This is a genomic window from Brucella daejeonensis, from assembly GCF_014199265.1.
Classification (GTDB): domain Bacteria; phylum Pseudomonadota; class Alphaproteobacteria; order Rhizobiales; family Rhizobiaceae; genus Brucella; species Brucella daejeonensis.
Genome location: NZ_JACIJG010000002.1, coordinates 260,712 through 276,939 on the forward strand (window position 1 = coordinate 260,712; position 16,228 = coordinate 276,939).

The window sequence follows — 16,228 nt, forward strand, 5'->3', positions numbered from 1 at the left end:
ACCTCCATTATGCGGTTTTAGGAAATTATTTCTTCTGATGCGGGGTTCAGCGCAAACTGAATCCATATATGGAAGTTCCGCAATTTATCGTTCCAACTGGAAATGAAAATGCCGCCGTGAGGCAGCATTTTCATTGGTAAAGTCCTATCAGGAAAGGTCTGTAACAGCTTTTTGGCGGAGCCGTTTTACGCTTTACCGAAGCCGCCGCCTGTGGGCGTTATGACGGTAAAGGCTTCTCCCGCCTCCAGCACGGTCTGGTCGCAGTTGCCAAGTACCTCGACCGTGCCATTCTTGCGGCGGACTTCATTGCGGCCGGTCTGGCCCGGTTCTCCACCTTCCAGACCGAACGGCGCTACGCGTCGGTGACCGGAGAGGATCGCGAAATCGAGCGTCTTCAATGCGCGGATGGTGCGTTTGGTGCCGTCACCCGCGTGCCATTTGCCCTTGCCGCCCGAACCTTCGCGGATATGAAAATCTTCCAGCAGGACAGGGAACCGCGTTTCCAGGATCTCAGGGTCGGTCAGGCGGGAATTGGTCATATGAGTATGGACAGCATCGGCACCGTTGAAGCCCGGTCCGGCGGGAGCACCGGAACATATGGTCTCGTAATACTGATATTCGTCGTTGCCGAATGTCAGATTATTCATGGTTCCCTGCGCCGCGGCCATCGCCTTGGTTGCACCGAACAGACAGTTGGTGACGGCCTGACTGACTTCGACATTACCTGCCACGACCGCTGCTGGATAGCGTGGCGATAGCATGGAGTCTTGGGGTACGATGATCCTGATCGGGCGCAGGCAGCCTGCATTCATCGGAATGTCGCCTTCGACCAGCACGCGGAAGACATAAAGCACTGCGGCCCGGGTGACGGGTTCGGGCGCATTGAAATTGTCGGCGCGCTGTCCGGACGTTCCAGTAAAGTCGACCGTCGCTTCGCGTTTTTCGCGATCAATGGTCACACGGACCTCGATCTGACAACCTTGGTCCATTTCATAGACGAATTGGCCGTCCGGCAGCTTGTCCAGAACGCGGCGCACGCTTTCAGCCGCATTGTCTTGAACGTGCCCCATATAAGCTTTCACGACGTCTTCGCCAAAGAGGCCGATAATCTTTTTGAGTTCGGCTACGCCTTTCTCGTTGGCAGCGATTTGTGCTTTCAGGTCATTGACGTTTTGAGTGAGATTACGGACCGGATAAGTCGCACCGGTCAGAAGTGCGGCAAGCGCGTCTTCCCGGAAAGCGCCGCGGTCCACAAGCTTGAAATTGTCGATATAGACGCCTTCCTGCTCGATATTGACCGCCAGCGGCGACATGGAGCCCGGCGCAATGCCGCCAATGTCGGCATGGTGACCACGGCTGGCAACCCAGAAGCGGATTTCACGGCTGTCGTCATCGAATACAGGAGTGCAGACGGTAAGATCAGGCAGGTGCGTACCGCCATTGTAAGGCGCATTGATCAGGAACACATCGCCCGGCTTGATATCCCTGTTTTCGCGGATGGCGGTGGCGACAGAGGCATCCATGGAACCGAGATGAACCGGCATATGCGGTGCATTGGCGACCAGATTTCCTTCCGCATCGAAAACGGCGCAGGAGAAATCGAGGCGTTCCTTGATGTTCACCGAATAAGCTGTGTTCTGAAGCGTCACTCCCATCTGTTCCGCGATGGACATGAAAAGGTTGTTGAATATCTCCAACATCACCGGATCGGCTTCCGTGCCAATTGCCGTACGGGCGGGCAGGGCCTTGATGCGGGTAAGAACAATGTGATCATGTTCGGTCAGGCGGGCCTGCCAGCCATTCTCGATAACGATTGTCTGGTTCTTCTCTATGATGATCGCAGGGCCGGTAACCGTCTGACCGCGGCAAATCCGCTCGCGAAGAACGACTCCCGCATCGTGGAACTCTCCTTGCGAGAAGAAGCGCGTCCGTCTGGTGGTTTCAGCTTCCAGATCGCTTTCGAGCGGCTGGCTCGTTTCGGTTTCGGCCGCGCCGCCGCCTACCGCTTCAACTTCGACGGCATCTATCACGAGCGCCTTGTTTTCAGCGATAAAGCCGAAGCGGCGCTTATGGGCTGCTTCAAATTCAGCGCGCAGACGTTCGGCACTGTCCTCCATTGGGAAGACCGCTTCAATGGAAAGCACCGTGTCGGTGCCTGCATAGCGGATATGCGCGCGCAAATGACGGCCAATCGCGCGTTCCTCGATGCCCTGGCCAGCCAGTTCAGTAATACATTCGCGCGCCAGTTCCTCACCGAGAGCTTTGAGCGATGCCGGCGCGGAAGCATCAAGTGATACGCCGAGCGCCTTTTGGCGTGTTGCGCGAATATCTGCCAGACCCATTCCATAAGCCGAAAGCAGGCCTGACATTGGATGAAGAAGAATATTCTTCATGCCAAGCGCGTCCGCAACCAGACAGGCGTGCTGGCCGCCAGCGCCGCCAAAACAACTCAATGCATAGCGGGTGACATCGTAACCGCGCTGAACAGAAATCTTCTTGATCGCTTCGACCATGTTGGCGACTGCAATACGAATAAATCCGTCCGCAACTGCCTCAGGTGAGCGACCGTCTCCGATTTCTCCGGCGAGTGCGGTAAACAATGTGTGCACGCGTTCGACATCGAGCGGCTGGTTTTGTTCAGGTCCGAAAATCGCCGGGAAATAATCCGGAAGCAGCTTGCCGAGCATGACATTAGCGTCGGTCACGGCGAGGGGGCCCCCATTACGATAACAGGCTGGGCCGGGGTTGGCGCCCGCCGAATCCGGCCCGACCCGGAAGCGTCCAGCGTCGTAATGCAGGATAGAGCCACCGCCTGCCGCAACCGTATGAATCAGCATCATGGGTGCACGCACGCGGACGCCCGCGACTTCCGTCTCGAAAGCGCGCTCATATTCTCCGTCGAAATGGGCAACATCCGTGGAGGTGCCGCCCATATCGAAGCCGATAACCTGTCCGAAGCCAGCGGTCTCGCCGGTACGGGCAAGGCCGACCACCCCGCCTGCGGGGCCGGACAGAATGGCGTCCTTGCCCTGGAACAGGTCGGCCGCGGTCAGGCCGCCCGACGACATCATGAACATCACGCGAGCACCGGTGCGCTCGACATCGAGTTCGCTCGAAACCTGCGCCACATAACGGCGGAGAACAGGGGAGAGATAGGCATCGACGACAGTGGTGTCGCCGCGCCCGACCAACTTGATCAGCGGTGAAACTTCGTGACTGACGGATACCTGCTCAAAGCCAAGTTCCCGGGCAATGCGCGCAACTTCCGCTTCGTGCCGCGGAAATTTGTAGGCGTGCATGAGCGCAATCGCGATCGATTTATAACCCAGATCCTTCAAGGACTTCAGGGCCGTTTCAGCCTCGGCGATATCGAGGTCCTGCTCGACGGTTCCATCAGCCCGAATACGTTCATTAAGTTCGGTCACGCTTTCATATAACGCTTCCGGCTTGATGATCTCGGTCGCGAAGATGTTCTTGCGTTCCTGATAACCGATGCGCAGGGCATCGCGAAACCCCTTGGTGGTGATGAGCGCCAGCCGTTCGCCCTTGCGTTCGAGAAGTGCGTTCGTGGCGACAGTCGTGCCCATGCGAACTTCACCGATCAGTCCGGCGGGAACCGGCTGACCTGTCTTGAGGCCGAGATGCAGGCGGATGCCATGGACGGCAGCATCGCGATAGGCGCTCGGATTTTCGGAGAGAACCTTGCGCGCGTACAGAGCACCCTGCGGATCACGCCCGATCACATCGGTAAACGTGCCGCCGCGGTCGATCCAGAAATCCCATACGCCGCTACCCGTTCCGCTCATTCTTGGCTCCCTCATGCATGAAGACAGTGCATTTTTGAAATCTTTTCAGATTTTGATACTCCCACTTTATTGACAAAATGTCGATAAGATGATGACATAAAATTCACATAAATAAGGGAGCGTAAAAATGGGGAATAAGAGGAAATCGGAGTTCGTTCCTGAAATGCCCGCCATGGCCGCAGGGCAGGGTTTCGATGAAGTTTCCCTTCCGAAGCATTTGCGCTCGGTTGCCTCGCTTGGCCCTATTGTTTCTTCTGCTCATCTTGCCGAAGGCAGCTCTCCGGGAATGTCCGAGGTGGAATACGGCCTTATTCTGGCTTCGCACGCTTTCTCGCGCTGGATGGTTCGCTGCATGGCGGCGGCTGGTTTGCCGGGGCTGTCTCCCATGGAAGTGTTGATATTGCATTCGATCCGTCATCGGGGGCGTGAAAAGAAGCTCGCGGACATCTGCCTCGTGTTGGATATCGAAGATACCCATATCGCCACCTACGCTATCCGTAAGTTGGAAAAAGCCGGGCTGCTCACGACCGGTAGGGCCGCTAAGGAAAAGACGGTCAAAATCACGGAGAAGGGGGCGGAAGCCTGCGCCCGCTACGCCCAGATTCGCGAGCGGCTTCTGGTCGATTCCACAGCGAATGCACGACCGTCAGAAGAGACATTGTCCGAAGTGGCAGCTTTGCTGCGCTTCATGTCTGGCGCGTTCAATCAGGCCACGCGGTCTGCCATCACATTATAAGAAGGTCACGAGCTTGAACGGAACGGGATTGAAATCATCTGCTTCAAAGCCTCTGCTGACGGTCGAAGGACTCAGCGTCGAATTCGGTGCGAGCCGGGTAATCGATAATCTGAACTTTTCGGTCACACCGGGCCGCACACTGGCGGTGGTCGGCGAATCCGGATCGGGCAAGTCGATCACGTCGCTCTCGATCATGCGTCTCGCCGATATGAGCGGTGCGAAATTCCCTTCCGGCCGTATCCTGTTCAATGGGTCCGACGGCGAACGTGATCTCTTGAAAACCGATCAGAAAGTAATGCGCGGTATTCGCGGCAAAGACATTGCGATGATCTTTCAGGAGCCGATGACATCGCTCAATCCAGTCTTCACCATCGGCAACCAGATATCAGAAGTGCTGATGCTCCATGAAGGGATGTCCAAAAGCGCAGCGCTAGCGGAAGGCAAACGGTTACTGGAAATGGTGCGCCTGCCGGATGCCGAAGGATTGCTCAAGCGTTATCCGCATCAGCTGTCGGGCGGTATGCGCCAGCGCGTCATGATCGCGATGGCTCTTGCCTGCCGTCCGAAGCTGCTGATCGCCGACGAACCGACCACGGCGCTTGATGTGACCATTCAGGCCCAGATATTACACATTATCAAGGATTTGCAAAAAGAACTTGAAATGGCTGTCATTTTCATCACGCACGATATGGGCGTAGTGGCGGAAATGGCCGACGATGTGGTCGTCATGTGGAAGGGCAAGAAGGTAGAAGAAGGTCCTGTCGACCGCATCTTCGCGGCGCCCCAACATCCTTATACACGGACCCTTCTGTCGGCGGTTCCGAGGCTTGGCAGCATGACGGGCGAAGCGTTTCCGAAGCGGATGCCGGTGATGATTATGCGCGATGGCGTGCCGGTCCTGTCGGGTGAGGAACGCATTCAGGATACGGCCCGGTATAGTGACCAGCCGCTTCTTTCGGTCGATGATCTTTATGTGCGCTTTCCGATCAAGAAGAACCTGTTCGGCAAGGTCACTCATGTCTGCAACGCGGTTTCCAAGGTCGCTTTCGACATCTATCCAGGTGAAACACTGGCTTTGGTCGGCGAGTCCGGTTCGGGTAAATCGACCATCGGGCGCACGATCCAGCAACTCCAGTCGCCGCTTTCGGGCGATGTCCGCTTCAGCGGCAAGGCTTATTCAGGGATGAGCGCTTCGGAACGCTACGCGATGTGCCGTGAAGTGCAGTATATTTTTCAGGACCCGTTTGCCTCGCTTGACCCGCGAAAAACAGTCGGTTTCTCAATTGCAGAACCAATACGCACCCACGGTCTCCTCGACAATAACAGGGAGATCGATGCGCGTGTGGCTGAACTTTTGGAACGGGTGGGCATGGGAGCTGAACATGCTTCGCGTTATCCGCATGAGTTTTCAGGCGGGCAACGCCAGCGTATTTGCATTGCGCGCGCACTGGCTTCAAAACCGAAGCTGATCATCGCCGATGAGGCGCTTTCGGCACTCGATGTTTCCATTCAGGCGCAGATCATCAATCTGTTCATGGACCTTCAGAAAGAGCATGATCTGGCTTATCTTTTCATCAGTCACGATATGGCTGTTGTCGAAAAGATGAGCCACCGCGTTGCGGTACTTTATCTTGGCCAGATCATGGAACTTGGCTCTCGCCGGCAAGTATTCGAGACGCCCGCGCACCCCTATACGCAGCGCCTGCTTTCGGCTGTGCCGGTTGCCGACCCTTCCGCCCGTACCGAACGCGCGGCACTGGAAGGCGAAATTCCAAGCACGACACGCCGGATCGATGACAAGCCGACCATCTATCCTCATCGCGAGGTTTCGTCGGGTCATTTCGTTGCGGAAGGCGCCTGATTACCCAAAGCTCAACCAGACCCAAAGGGGAAAATAATGATAAAGAAAGTTCTGAAAACCGCTCTGCTGGCATCCGCCCTATCGGCGGTCGCATTTGCGTCCACTCCGGCCTTTGCGGCTGGAAAGCTCACCATTTCGTCGCCGCAGGATCCGGGCAGCTGGGACCCGATCGATACGTTTCTGGTCAATTGGGCGTCGGTAGCGACCAATATCTTCGACGGGCTGGTTTATCGCGGCCCCGATCTGAAAATCGTTCCGGCCCTCGCTACCTCCTGGGAGGAACTGGACGGTGGCAAGCGCATACGCTTTCATCTGCGCGAAGGTGTCAAGTTCCATGACGGCGAGCCTTTCAATGCAGAAGCCGTGAAGTTTACCTTCGAGCGCCTGCTCGGAGACGAAGGTGCCAAGGGTCCGCAGCGTTCCAACTATATCGCTATCGACAAGGTGGAGGTCATCGACGACAAGACGGTTGATTTTCACCTTAAGTCGCCCGATCCGGTTCTGGTTACCAAGCTGGCCGGTTATGGCGCCATGATCGTTCCACCGAAATACATCACCGAAAAGGGCGATGATTATTTCAATAGCCATCCGGTTGGTACAGGTCCGTTCAAGTTCGTTTCATACGAGCCGAAGGTCAATATCAAACTCGAGGCTTTCGCCGACCACTGGGGTGGCGCGCCGAAGCTTTCGGAAGTCGAGTATCGCTTCATTACCGAGCCTTCCACCGCCGTTGCGGAACTTCAAGCCGGGCGCGTCGACCTTGTCATCCCGCCAACCATTCCGATCGGCATGATCCCGACGATTGAGGGCGATCCGAAACTGGAACTGGCAACCGCCGCAGGGCCATCGGTTTACGCACTGCGCTTCAACACGCGCGACGGCATCACCAAGGACGAACGCGTTCGCAAGGCGCTCATCATGGCCGTGGACCGCAATGCCATCATCCAGTCGATCCTCGCCGGTCAGGCTGAAGCGATCGCAAGCTTCCAGGGATCGCTTTCCTTCGGTTTCGATCCGAAGATGAAGCCGCTTCCTTACGATCCGGAACAGGCCAAGAAGCTGCTTGCGGAAGCAGGTGTTCAGCCGGGTGCTACGGTGCAGATCGATGTGCGCGGCCAGGATGCGAGCTTTAACGAAGTTGCCCAGGCTGTCGCAAGCTTCCTGCAGATCGTCGGTATCAACGCAAGCATCAAGCCTTACGATACCAATGTTCTGCTCAACGACATCATCCCGCAGGGCAAAACCGGCGCAATGTTCCAGCAGGCCTGGGGCGGCTGGACCTTCGATTACGATAATACCGCTTACTCGATGTACCATTCCGGTGAAAAGTGGAACCCGTATGACAAGGACGAAAAGCTGGACAAGATGCTGGAAGCACAGCGTTCGGTTCTCGACCGTGGCGAGCGTGAGAAACTGCTTCAGGAAATCGCGCATTACGCCGCCGACCGCGCTCTGGAAATGCCGCTCTACAACCTGAAGGCAATCTTCGGCGTCAACAAGCGCGTGAAGAATTTCGTGCCGGTTCCAGATAGCCGTCTGCGTCTCACGGACGTGACCGTCGAGTAAAATAGTTGATACGGCAAGCCGGTTTATCGGCTTGCCGCAGCATTCTGGAGGCGCTCTGGTGGCCGGATTTCTCATAAAACGAATTTTGCAGGCGTTGTTCGTGCTGGTCGCGATGACGCTGCTCGTCGCATTTGCGATCCGCCTTACCGGCGATCCTGCACTGATGTTGACACAGGGCGCGGGCAGTATAACCGAAGCCGATCTTGAGCGTATTCGTGAAGGGCTTGGCCTTAACCAGCCATTCCTTGTTCAGTACTGGCAATTCCTCAAGGGGCTGTTCACACTTGATCTTGGGCGGAGTTTCCTCGGCGGCACCAAGGTTTCAGTCCTTGTTGGAAGCGCTTTGCCGGCGACGTTGATGCTGGCCTTCGCATCGCTGTTCGTTTCCATCGTGATCTCGGTGCCGTTGGGGATCAAGGCTGCGGTATCGCGCGGCAAGTGGGCGGACCAGCTCATCCGCGTCTGCTCGCTTATCGGTCTGTCGTTTCCAAATTTCTGGCTCGCCACCATGCTGGTGCTGCTGTTCGGCATCTATCTGCAATGGCTGCCGCCAAGTGGCATGACCGGTGTGGCGAGTTTCGTCATGCCAGCGCTGACCATGGGTATCATTCTTACAGCAACCAATGTTCGCCTGGTCCGCACCTCAATGCTCGAGACGCTGCAATCGCAATATATCATGGTGGCGCGAGCCAAAGGGCTGAGCGAAAACAAGGTCCTTTACAAACATGCGCTGCGCAATTGCGCCATTCCGCTGATCACCTATATCGGTCTTCAGTTTGGCGGGCTTCTGGGCGGTATCGTCGTGGTCGAGCGCGTATTCAACTGGCCGGGCATGGGAACGCTCGCATTCGATGCCGTCGCCGGACGCGATTACCCGGTTCTGCAGGCCACGATAGCAATTCTCTCGATGCTGATTATCGGCGTCAATTTACTGGTAGACATCGCTTACGGCCTTGTCGATCCGCGCATTCGTACGGAATAGGGCCCATGGCAACCAGAATCTCAACGCTTCAGCTTTCCCGCTTCGCGAGCCTGGAATTCGTTGTCGGTTTCCTGTTGACCGGCGCGATCTGTCTGGCTGTGATCTTCTCCGGTTATCTGTTTCCGTCAGGCGCGAACAAGATCGATCTTCTGGCCCGGCTAACCCCGCCATTCGTCAATCCGGCGCATATTTTCGGCACTGATCCGCTTGGGCGCGATGTTCTGGCGCGTGTCATCATTGGCGGCAAGATCTCACTGTTTGTCGGCTTTGTCTCTGTTGTCGGCTCGGTAATCGTCGGTACCGTCATGGGATTGGTTGCCGGTTATTATCGCGGCTTCTGGGATATGGCGCTGATGCGCTTTGTGGATGTGCAGCTTGCCATGCCGTTCATTCTGCTCGCGATCACCTTTATGGCCATTCTCGGTGGCGGCTTGGTCAATACGATCATCTTGCTGATCGTGTCGCAATGCGTGCAATATGCCCGCCTTGTGCGCGGTTCCGTGCTGTCCTTGCGTGAACGTGAGTTTATCCTGTCGGCACGCGCCATCGGAGTGAAGGACAGGCGCATTATCTTCCAGCATCTGCTGCCGAACTTGCTTGGGCCGGTCATCGTTTTGATGACGCTCAATGTCGCAAACAACATTCTGCTGGAATCCAGCCTGACCTTCCTCGGTTTCGGTATCGATGCAACCATTCCAAGCTGGGGGGGAATGCTCGCCGACGGCCGCACCTATCTCCAGACGGCATGGTGGGTAAGCCTTTTTCCCGGCCTTGCCATTCTATTCACCGTGCTCGGCCTCAACCTTCTTGGCGACTGGCTGCGCGACAGCCTTGATCCAACCGGCAGAACCTCCCGATGAGCATGATTTTCGAGAAGACCTATGCGCGTTCAGTCAACGTTTTGATCGAACGCTTTGCGAAGCCTGAAATGCGTGGCGCCAAAATAGAGGCGTGGTTGTTCGATGATGAGCCGAGCCGTTATGCAGCGGAGACGAAACTGCGCGAAGCAGGCGTCGATGCGCGTCTGCGTTCAGCCTACAAGCCACTTTTGCATTTCTTTCTTGAAGAGGTCGATGGCCCCGCATTGAAGTCGGTGTCCATCCGCTATCCGCGTCACGATGCGTGTGTGGATAACCGCTTTCTGCTGGAAACCTATCCGCTTTCCGCGCTGCTGCCGCAGGCGAAGGTAAGCTTTGCTGCTTCAGGCAAGGACGACTTTATTTACGAAGTCGATCTTGTTTTTGCCGATGGCCGCAATGAAAGCCATCGCGTTTTTGCGCCGAACCGCGTGCATGAAGACTTCATTGGTGAGAGGCTCGTCTCTCCGACCGGCTGGCTGATTGTCGAACATCAAGGCCAGATGGAAAACGCACGCTTCGAGACAGCCTATGAAAAGCTGTTTCACGACACGATCTCCACGATTGCGGACCATGACTGGGGTAGGGGTGAACCTTATTTTGACGAACTGAACATTTCGGTCAGCCTGCCGATCACCGACCGCCGTCTGCCTTACGACGAAGAAGTGTTGAGCCTTACCGAAGCGCTGCACGAGGATATTTATTTCTCGCTGCTGGAAATTTTCCAGAAGAAATCCGGTCGTCCGGTCGGGGACCGTGGTTTGCAGCCGGGCCAGATCGTTCCGGAAGTACGCTTTCTCGATACCGAAGCTTCAGTGAAGGTCGAAACGCGTCCGCTTTCGACAACCGATGCACTGACCGCGGAACAGGTGTTGGACAAGGCGCAAGCCCCGCTTTCTGCCGATCAGATACGCCGCGAACTGGTAAAGCTTGGCGGCGCGCCATTCGAAGCGCGGACGCGCTCGGGCCGTACAGTCCGCGCAAGCTATGTTGCAGGTCACCACGCGTCGATGATGATCAGCGCGGGCCAGCACGCAAATGAGACGACAGGTATCGTTGGCGCTTTGCGTGCTGCAAGTCGTCTGGTGCAGCTAGACGGGGCGCATTTCACGATTTCGCCACAGGAAAATCCCGACGGATACGAAATCCACAAACGCCTTTGTATGCTACAGCCGCATCATATGCATCATGCTGCACGATACACCGCCTTGGGCGACGATCTCGAATATCGCAGCGGCGAAAACCTTTATGAAAAAGCGATCCGCGTCGAGGCCGAGGCCCGCACCGGCGCGAAGCTCCACGTCAATTTGCACGGCTATCCTTCGCATGAATGGACGCGACCGCTGTCGGGTTATGTTCCGCGTTCCTTTGCTATGTGGACGCTGCCCAAGGGCTTTTTCCTGATCATTCGGTATCATCCATCGTGGGAAAAGGAGGCAGAGCAACTTATCGATCATGTGACCAGGCATCTCGGCGCAATCGACGGTCTTCTTGACTACAATGACGCGCAGATACGGCTTTTCGAGCAGCACGCTGGCGAAACGGGCTTCCGCATCATCAACGGCTTCCCGTGTCTGGTCGGCGTCGATGATCGCCACACAGTGCCGTTGACGTTGATTACCGAATATCCCGATGAAACCGTCTACGGCGATGCCTTCATAAAGGGACATACCGCACAGATGGAAACGGTTCTCTCGGCGTATGATGCGTTGCAGCTTCTCTTCCCGAGCAAGCCGCTAGCCTGATCACAGATAATAGATGCCGATACGATTGCCGTCGATCATTTCGACGGCAATTTCCATCTCATAAATATCTCGCAGAATATCCGGTTGAATGAGTTCTTCCGGCGATCCCTGATGCACGACCTTGCCGTTACGCATGGCAACGATATGGTCGGAATAGCAGGACGCGAAATTGATGTCGTGCAGCACCAGCACAACGGTCTTGCCCAGATCGTCCGCCGCACGCCGGAGCAACTTCATCATTGAAGCCGAATGTTTCATATCCAGATTGTTGAGCGGTTCGTCGAGCAATACATAATCGGTATCCTGACACAGTACCATCGCGACGAAGGCGCGCTGCCGCTGCCCGCCCGAAAGCTCATCCAGAAAGCGTTCGCCAAGTTCTCCAAGCCCCAGATAACCGATTGCCCGTTCCACATGATCGTGGTCTTCGCGGGTCGGACGCCCCTTGGAATGCGGATAGCGGCCGAACGTTACAAGATCGCGCACGGTCAGGCGCGAGTTGATGGCATTTTCCTGTCTTAAGATCGAAAGACGCTTTGCCAGCACATCGCCCGGCGTGGTCGCAACATCCAGTCCATCTACCGTAACCCGACCTTTATCCATTGGCAGAAGCCTGCTGACCATGGACAATAAAGTGGATTTGCCAGCGCCGTTCGGCCCTATGATCGATGTGATGCCGCCTGCGGGCAATTGCAGTGACACGCCATCGACGACGATGGTGCCGTTATAGGATTTGCTGACCTGACTTATTTCGATCAACGTGCGTTCCCCCTGACGAGAAGGATAATGAAGACGAGTCCACCCAGAAATTCGATGATGACGCTGAGCGCGGTGTTGAATGAGAAGGCGCGTTCGAGAATGGTCTGCCCTCCGACAATGCAGAGAATGGCGAGCAAGACTGCAATTGGCAGAACGATCCGGTGCTTTGATGAAGGCGCTATCATATAGGCCAGGTTGGCGACCAGCAGACCGAAGAAAGTAATTGGGCCGACGAGTGCTGTCGATACCGAAACAAGTATTGTGACGGTCAGCAGGATGCGATGTACCACGCCTCTATGATCGACGCCGAGATTGATCGCCGGGTCGCGCCCGAGTGTTAGGACGTCGAAGACATTCAAAAAAAGCAGCCCGTAGAGTGTAACGATTGCGACGATGATCGTCGCAAGAAGCACGATGTCTGCGTTGATGCTGTTGAAGCTCGCAAAGAAGCGGTCCTGCAGCACGGCAAATTCATTCGGGTCTATCATGCGCTGCATGAAATTGGACAGGCTGCTGAAAAATACACCGAACACGATACCTACCAGCATGATGAGGTGCAGACTGCGCGCAACACCGGAAAACAACCAAGCGTAGAGCAGGCTTGCGAATACCGCCATGATTACGGTTTCAGCGAAAAAACGGGCGTTGGGTCCGATTCCGTTGATATGAACAGCGCCAAAGACAAATACGGCAACCGTCTGGATAAGGATGTATAGAGCATCGAAACCCATGATCGACGGGGTCAGGATACGATTGCCGGTGACGGTCTGAAACAGCACGGTGGAGACCGCAATCGAGTATGCGACCAGTATCATGGCGGCGAGCTTCGTGCCGCGGAAGCCCAGGGTAAACGCCCAGTTTCCCTTGGCTCCCAGAGTCATAAAAGCAGCGCAGGCGACAATAACCGATATCGCAAGAAATGAGATGACGAAGCCGGGACGTTTAAGCAAGGCGCGATCCTCGACGCAAAAGCAGACAGAGGAATATCGCGCTTCCCGCGACTCCCATCATCGTGCCGATGGGAATTTCATACGGGAACCGGATCAGGCGTCCGACAATATCGCAGGCGAGAACCAGTCCGGCGCCGAGAACAGCCACCCACGGCACGGCGCGGCGCATATTATCTCCGATGAACATGCTCACCACATTAGGTATAATGAGACCAAGAAACGGGATCATGCCGACAGTCACCACGACACAGGCGCTGATCATCGAAACGATGATGAGTCCGAGTGTCACGACGCGGCGATAGTCGAGGCCCAGATTTGTCGTAAAATCCCCTCCCATACCCGCGACGGTAAATCGGTCGGCGGCAACATAGGCAATGACCGTGAGGAAGAAGGAAAGCCAGAGCAACTCGTAACGCCCGCGCAGGGCACCGGAAAAATCGCCCGTCGTCCATGAATTGAGCGATTGCAGAAGATCGAAACGATAGGCGATGAATGTCGCGACCGCGCTGACGACGCCGCCCAGCATGATACCAACAAGCGGTACGACCAGAACGGATCGCAAGGGGATGCTGCGCAGGATGTGGAGAAAAAGGGCCGTACCGGCAAGTGCCGTGACGAAAGCGACCAGCATCTTGCCAAAGACCGGTGTATCGGGCGCGAACAGAATGACCAGAAGGATGCCGAGGCTTGCTGATTCAACCGTGCCTGCGGTAGACGGCTCGACAAAGCGGTTGCGGGTCAGCATCTGCATGATCATGCCCGCGACCGCCATCGACATCCCAGCAAGAATAATGGCGAGCGTGCGGGGTATGCGGCTGATCAATAGCACTTCTGTCGCGCGGTCCGTCCGGCCAGTGCCGAAAAGAGTGTCAAGCGACACGTCGCTGACGCCGATAAACAGGCTTATGAATGCCAGTACGACAATGACAACGATGGTTGTGGCGAGTGCCTTCACGCTCAGTTCCTGTATTCATGCCTTATCGTGAACTCGGGTCACATATCGCGGGGACCCGAACCGACTGGGTCGAAAAGATTATTTCGCCTTGTCGAATGCTTCGGAAAGCTGCTGGATCGTATCGTGCAGCGCGCCCAGACCACCGCCGACGAGATACCAGTTCTGTGCGTTCAGATAGACGACCTGCCCCTTCTTCCAGGCATTGGTCTGGCGTACGAGGTCATTGTCGATAAGCTGTTTGGCGGATGAACCTTCACGGCCGATGGCTGCGTCCCGGTCGAGCACGAAAAGCCAGTCGGGATTGGTTTCGAGAATGAATTCCGAGCTGATCGGCTGGCCGTGATTGCCGACCGAAAGGTCGGGCGCAGCGGGCTCGACGCCAAAACCGTCATGCAGCACGCCGAAACGGGAGCCGGGACCATAAGCGCTGACCCTGCCGCCGGAAGTCAAGATCATCAGGCCCTTGCCTCTGCCCTTCGCCTTGTCTTTCAGCGAAGCCAGTTCGCTATTGAGCTGATCGATTTCTGCCTTGGCTTCCGCTTCCTTGGCAAAAACCTTGCCGAGTTTCTCGACATTGGCTTCGATACCCGAAATAAATTCCCTGGTCGGAACTGTAAGATCGATGGTCGGCGTTATTTTCGCCAGTTCACCATATTTAGCAGCCGAGCGTCCGCCGACGATAATGAGGTCGGCTTCCACAGCATTGACGGCTTCGTAGTCCGGTTCGAAAAGCGTGCCGACCTTTGCGTAATCGGCGTTGTCGTATTTTTTCAGATATTCCGGGAAAGAGATACCGCCGGGGACACCGATGACTTTGACACCGAGGCGGTCGAGATTATCAAGCGTTGCGAAATCGAACACGACCACCTTTTCGGGATTGGCTGCGACTGCCGTTTCGCCCTGCGCATCTTTGACGGTAATCTCGGCTGCGTTTGCGCTGGAGGCGAGCGCTGTGGCAACAAGTGCCGCACCGACTAGACGGGCGGCATCTCGGCTGAATTTCAGCATGACAATCAGTCCTTTCGTCAATCTTGCGATTTATAGTCCAGTTTTCTTCCGGTCAAAGCCGGACGGAGGAAATTCAGTTGTTTTGTGCGGCTGGAATCCGGTCGAGCAGTATGAATTTCAGGCTGTCTTCAACGGTCAGCGGGATCATCGAGCCATGGCTCTCATTTTCAAAACGATGGTAGGCGACATCCATATCCGGCAACTGTTTCAGTTCCGCCTGGATATCCGCTCCGGATGGTCCGCTACGCAGTTTCTTCAGGCGTTCGATATCTTCTTTCGACTGTCCGGGACGCTCACCGCGCTTGCCCGATGTTTCGATCAGCAGGCGGAGCGGTCTGGGGGCAGCTTTGAAGGTGTCCACGAAGCGATTTTTGTCGGCAATGATGGAGCCGCCGTTCCACCAGATTGACGGGTCGGCAGCACTGTAGGCCTGGAAAGAATCCGAATGGTTGAACAGTGCATAGAGTGTGAAAAGCCCACCGAGCGAATGACCAAACAGGGCCTGCTTGCTCTTATCTATTGCAAAGCGCTTCTCGATCTCCGGTTTTACCCGATGTTCGATGAAGTCGAAGAAGGCGTCGCGCCCACCGGTCTTCGGTACGTTGAAATGAACTGGAGTGAGATGATCGGGCGTTGGCGGCGTGAGATCGAAATAGCGCTTGCGGACGATCTCGTCCTTGTCTCCGGTCGGATAACCGATACCGACAAGTATTGCCTTGAATGCGGGATTGTCCGCCAACAGTCTGGCTGCGATAGGCAACATTCTGTTGCCATCAGTCATATAGACAACGGGATAACCGTTTTCAGGAGGTGCTTCAGTCGGGGAGGCTGTAAGGATTCTGTAATCGATGCCATTGGCTTCCATATCGAAGGAAGCAGTGACGGGGTCTTCGGCCTGCACGACTGAAGTCAGGAAAATTCCGACCATTGCAAGCGGCATCTTTTTTGCGAGCTTAAACAAAACGCTCATAAGATCATCCATTCAAGCGAGAGGGCGCCAGCG

General features: G+C 55.9%; 12 protein-coding genes. 6 read left to right on the forward strand and 6 right to left on the reverse strand.

Annotated features, from left to right (window positions below; translation table 11 throughout):
- Positions 1-185 precede the first annotated feature (185 nt).
- Positions 186-3,821 carry a hydantoinase B/oxoprolinase family protein gene (locus tag FHS76_RS03535; protein ID WP_183648165.1) on the reverse strand — a complete coding sequence of 1,212 codons (3,636 nt, stop codon included), beginning with the start codon at positions 3,819-3,821 and terminating at the stop codon, positions 186-188.
- A 112-nt stretch (positions 3,822-3,933) separates the two neighbouring features.
- Here FHS76_RS03535 and FHS76_RS03540 point away from each other — a divergent pair, with 112 nt between their 5' ends.
- From FHS76_RS03540 to FHS76_RS03565, 6 genes are read left to right on the forward strand one after another with little or no spacing between them, the layout of a single operon-like run.
- Positions 3,934-4,542 (forward strand): winged helix DNA-binding protein, encoded by a 609-nt coding sequence (locus FHS76_RS03540; protein ID WP_374828556.1) that lies wholly within the window; start codon positions 3,934-3,936, stop codon positions 4,540-4,542.
- A gap of 28 nt (positions 4,543-4,570) precedes the next feature.
- Positions 4,571-6,403 carry an ABC transporter ATP-binding protein gene (locus FHS76_RS03545; RefSeq protein WP_374828557.1) on the forward strand — a complete coding sequence of 611 codons (1,833 nt, stop codon included), beginning with the start codon at positions 4,571-4,573 and terminating at the stop codon, positions 6,401-6,403.
- Positions 6,404-6,439: 36 nt separating this feature from the next.
- A complete protein-coding gene (locus tag FHS76_RS03550; protein WP_183648171.1) occupies positions 6,440-7,969 on the forward strand; it encodes an ABC transporter substrate-binding protein in 1,530 nt (509 codons plus the stop codon).
- A gap of 58 nt (positions 7,970-8,027) precedes the next feature.
- Positions 8,028-8,951, forward strand: coding sequence for an ABC transporter permease (locus tag FHS76_RS03555; protein WP_183648173.1), 924 nt, complete (start codon positions 8,028-8,030; stop codon positions 8,949-8,951).
- A gap of 5 nt (positions 8,952-8,956) precedes the next feature.
- Positions 8,957-9,811, forward strand: coding sequence for an ABC transporter permease (locus tag FHS76_RS03560; RefSeq protein WP_183648176.1), 855 nt, complete (start codon positions 8,957-8,959; stop codon positions 9,809-9,811).
- Complete coding sequence (locus FHS76_RS03565) at positions 9,808-11,553, forward strand: M14 family metallopeptidase (RefSeq protein WP_183648179.1); 1,746 nt, start codon at positions 9,808-9,810, stop codon at positions 11,551-11,553. The genes FHS76_RS03560 and FHS76_RS03565 overlap by 4 nt, the downstream gene beginning before the upstream one ends.
- On the opposite strand, the gene FHS76_RS03570 is transcribed toward FHS76_RS03565, so the two are convergent.
- The 5 genes from FHS76_RS03570 to FHS76_RS03590 form a co-directional block, all read right to left on the reverse strand.
- Positions 11,554-12,312: an iron ABC transporter ATP-binding protein gene (locus tag FHS76_RS03570; RefSeq protein ID WP_183648183.1), complete on the reverse strand. Its 759-nt coding sequence runs from the start codon at positions 12,310-12,312 to the stop codon at positions 11,554-11,556.
- Positions 12,309-13,262: an iron chelate uptake ABC transporter family permease subunit gene (locus tag FHS76_RS03575; protein ID WP_235992552.1), complete on the reverse strand. Its 954-nt coding sequence runs from the start codon at positions 13,260-13,262 to the stop codon at positions 12,309-12,311. The genes FHS76_RS03570 and FHS76_RS03575 overlap by 4 nt, the downstream gene beginning before the upstream one ends.
- Entirely contained in the window at positions 13,255-14,217 is a 963-nt protein-coding gene (locus FHS76_RS03580) for an ABC transporter permease (protein ID WP_183648185.1), read from the reverse strand. Before FHS76_RS03580 ends, FHS76_RS03575 begins: the two co-directional genes overlap by 8 nt.
- A gap of 78 nt (positions 14,218-14,295) precedes the next feature.
- Positions 14,296-15,225 carry a siderophore ABC transporter substrate-binding protein gene (locus FHS76_RS03585; RefSeq protein ID WP_183648187.1) on the reverse strand — a complete coding sequence of 310 codons (930 nt, stop codon included), beginning with the start codon at positions 15,223-15,225 and terminating at the stop codon, positions 14,296-14,298.
- 73 nt (positions 15,226-15,298) lie between these two features.
- On the reverse strand, positions 15,299-16,195 hold the full coding sequence (locus tag FHS76_RS03590) for an alpha/beta hydrolase (protein WP_183648189.1): 897 nt from the start codon (positions 16,193-16,195) through the stop codon (positions 15,299-15,301).
- Between the last annotated feature and the right edge of the window lie 33 nt (positions 16,196-16,228).

Excerpts from the sequence above, each read along its gene's own strand:
- FHS76_RS03585 (WP_183648187.1), bottom strand. The coding sequence starts at position 15,225 with ATGCTGAAATTCAGCCGAGATGCCGCCCGTCTAGTCGGTGCGGCACTT.
- FHS76_RS03560 (WP_183648176.1), top strand. The coding sequence starts at position 8,957 with ATGGCAACCAGAATCTCAACGCTTCAGCTTTCCCGCTTCGCGAGCCTG.
- FHS76_RS03565 (WP_183648179.1), top strand. The coding sequence starts at position 9,808 with ATGAGCATGATTTTCGAGAAGACCTATGCGCGTTCAGTCAACGTTTTG.
- FHS76_RS03590 (WP_183648189.1), bottom strand. The coding sequence starts at position 16,195 with ATGAGCGTTTTGTTTAAGCTCGCAAAAAAGATGCCGCTTGCAATGGTC.
- FHS76_RS03550 (WP_183648171.1), top strand. The coding sequence starts at position 6,440 with ATGATAAAGAAAGTTCTGAAAACCGCTCTGCTGGCATCCGCCCTATCG.
- FHS76_RS03540 (WP_374828556.1), top strand. The coding sequence starts at position 3,934 with ATGGGGAATAAGAGGAAATCGGAGTTCGTTCCTGAAATGCCCGCCATG.
- FHS76_RS03535 (WP_183648165.1), bottom strand. The coding sequence starts at position 3,821 with ATGAGGGAGCCAAGAATGAGCGGAACGGGTAGCGGCGTATGGGATTTC.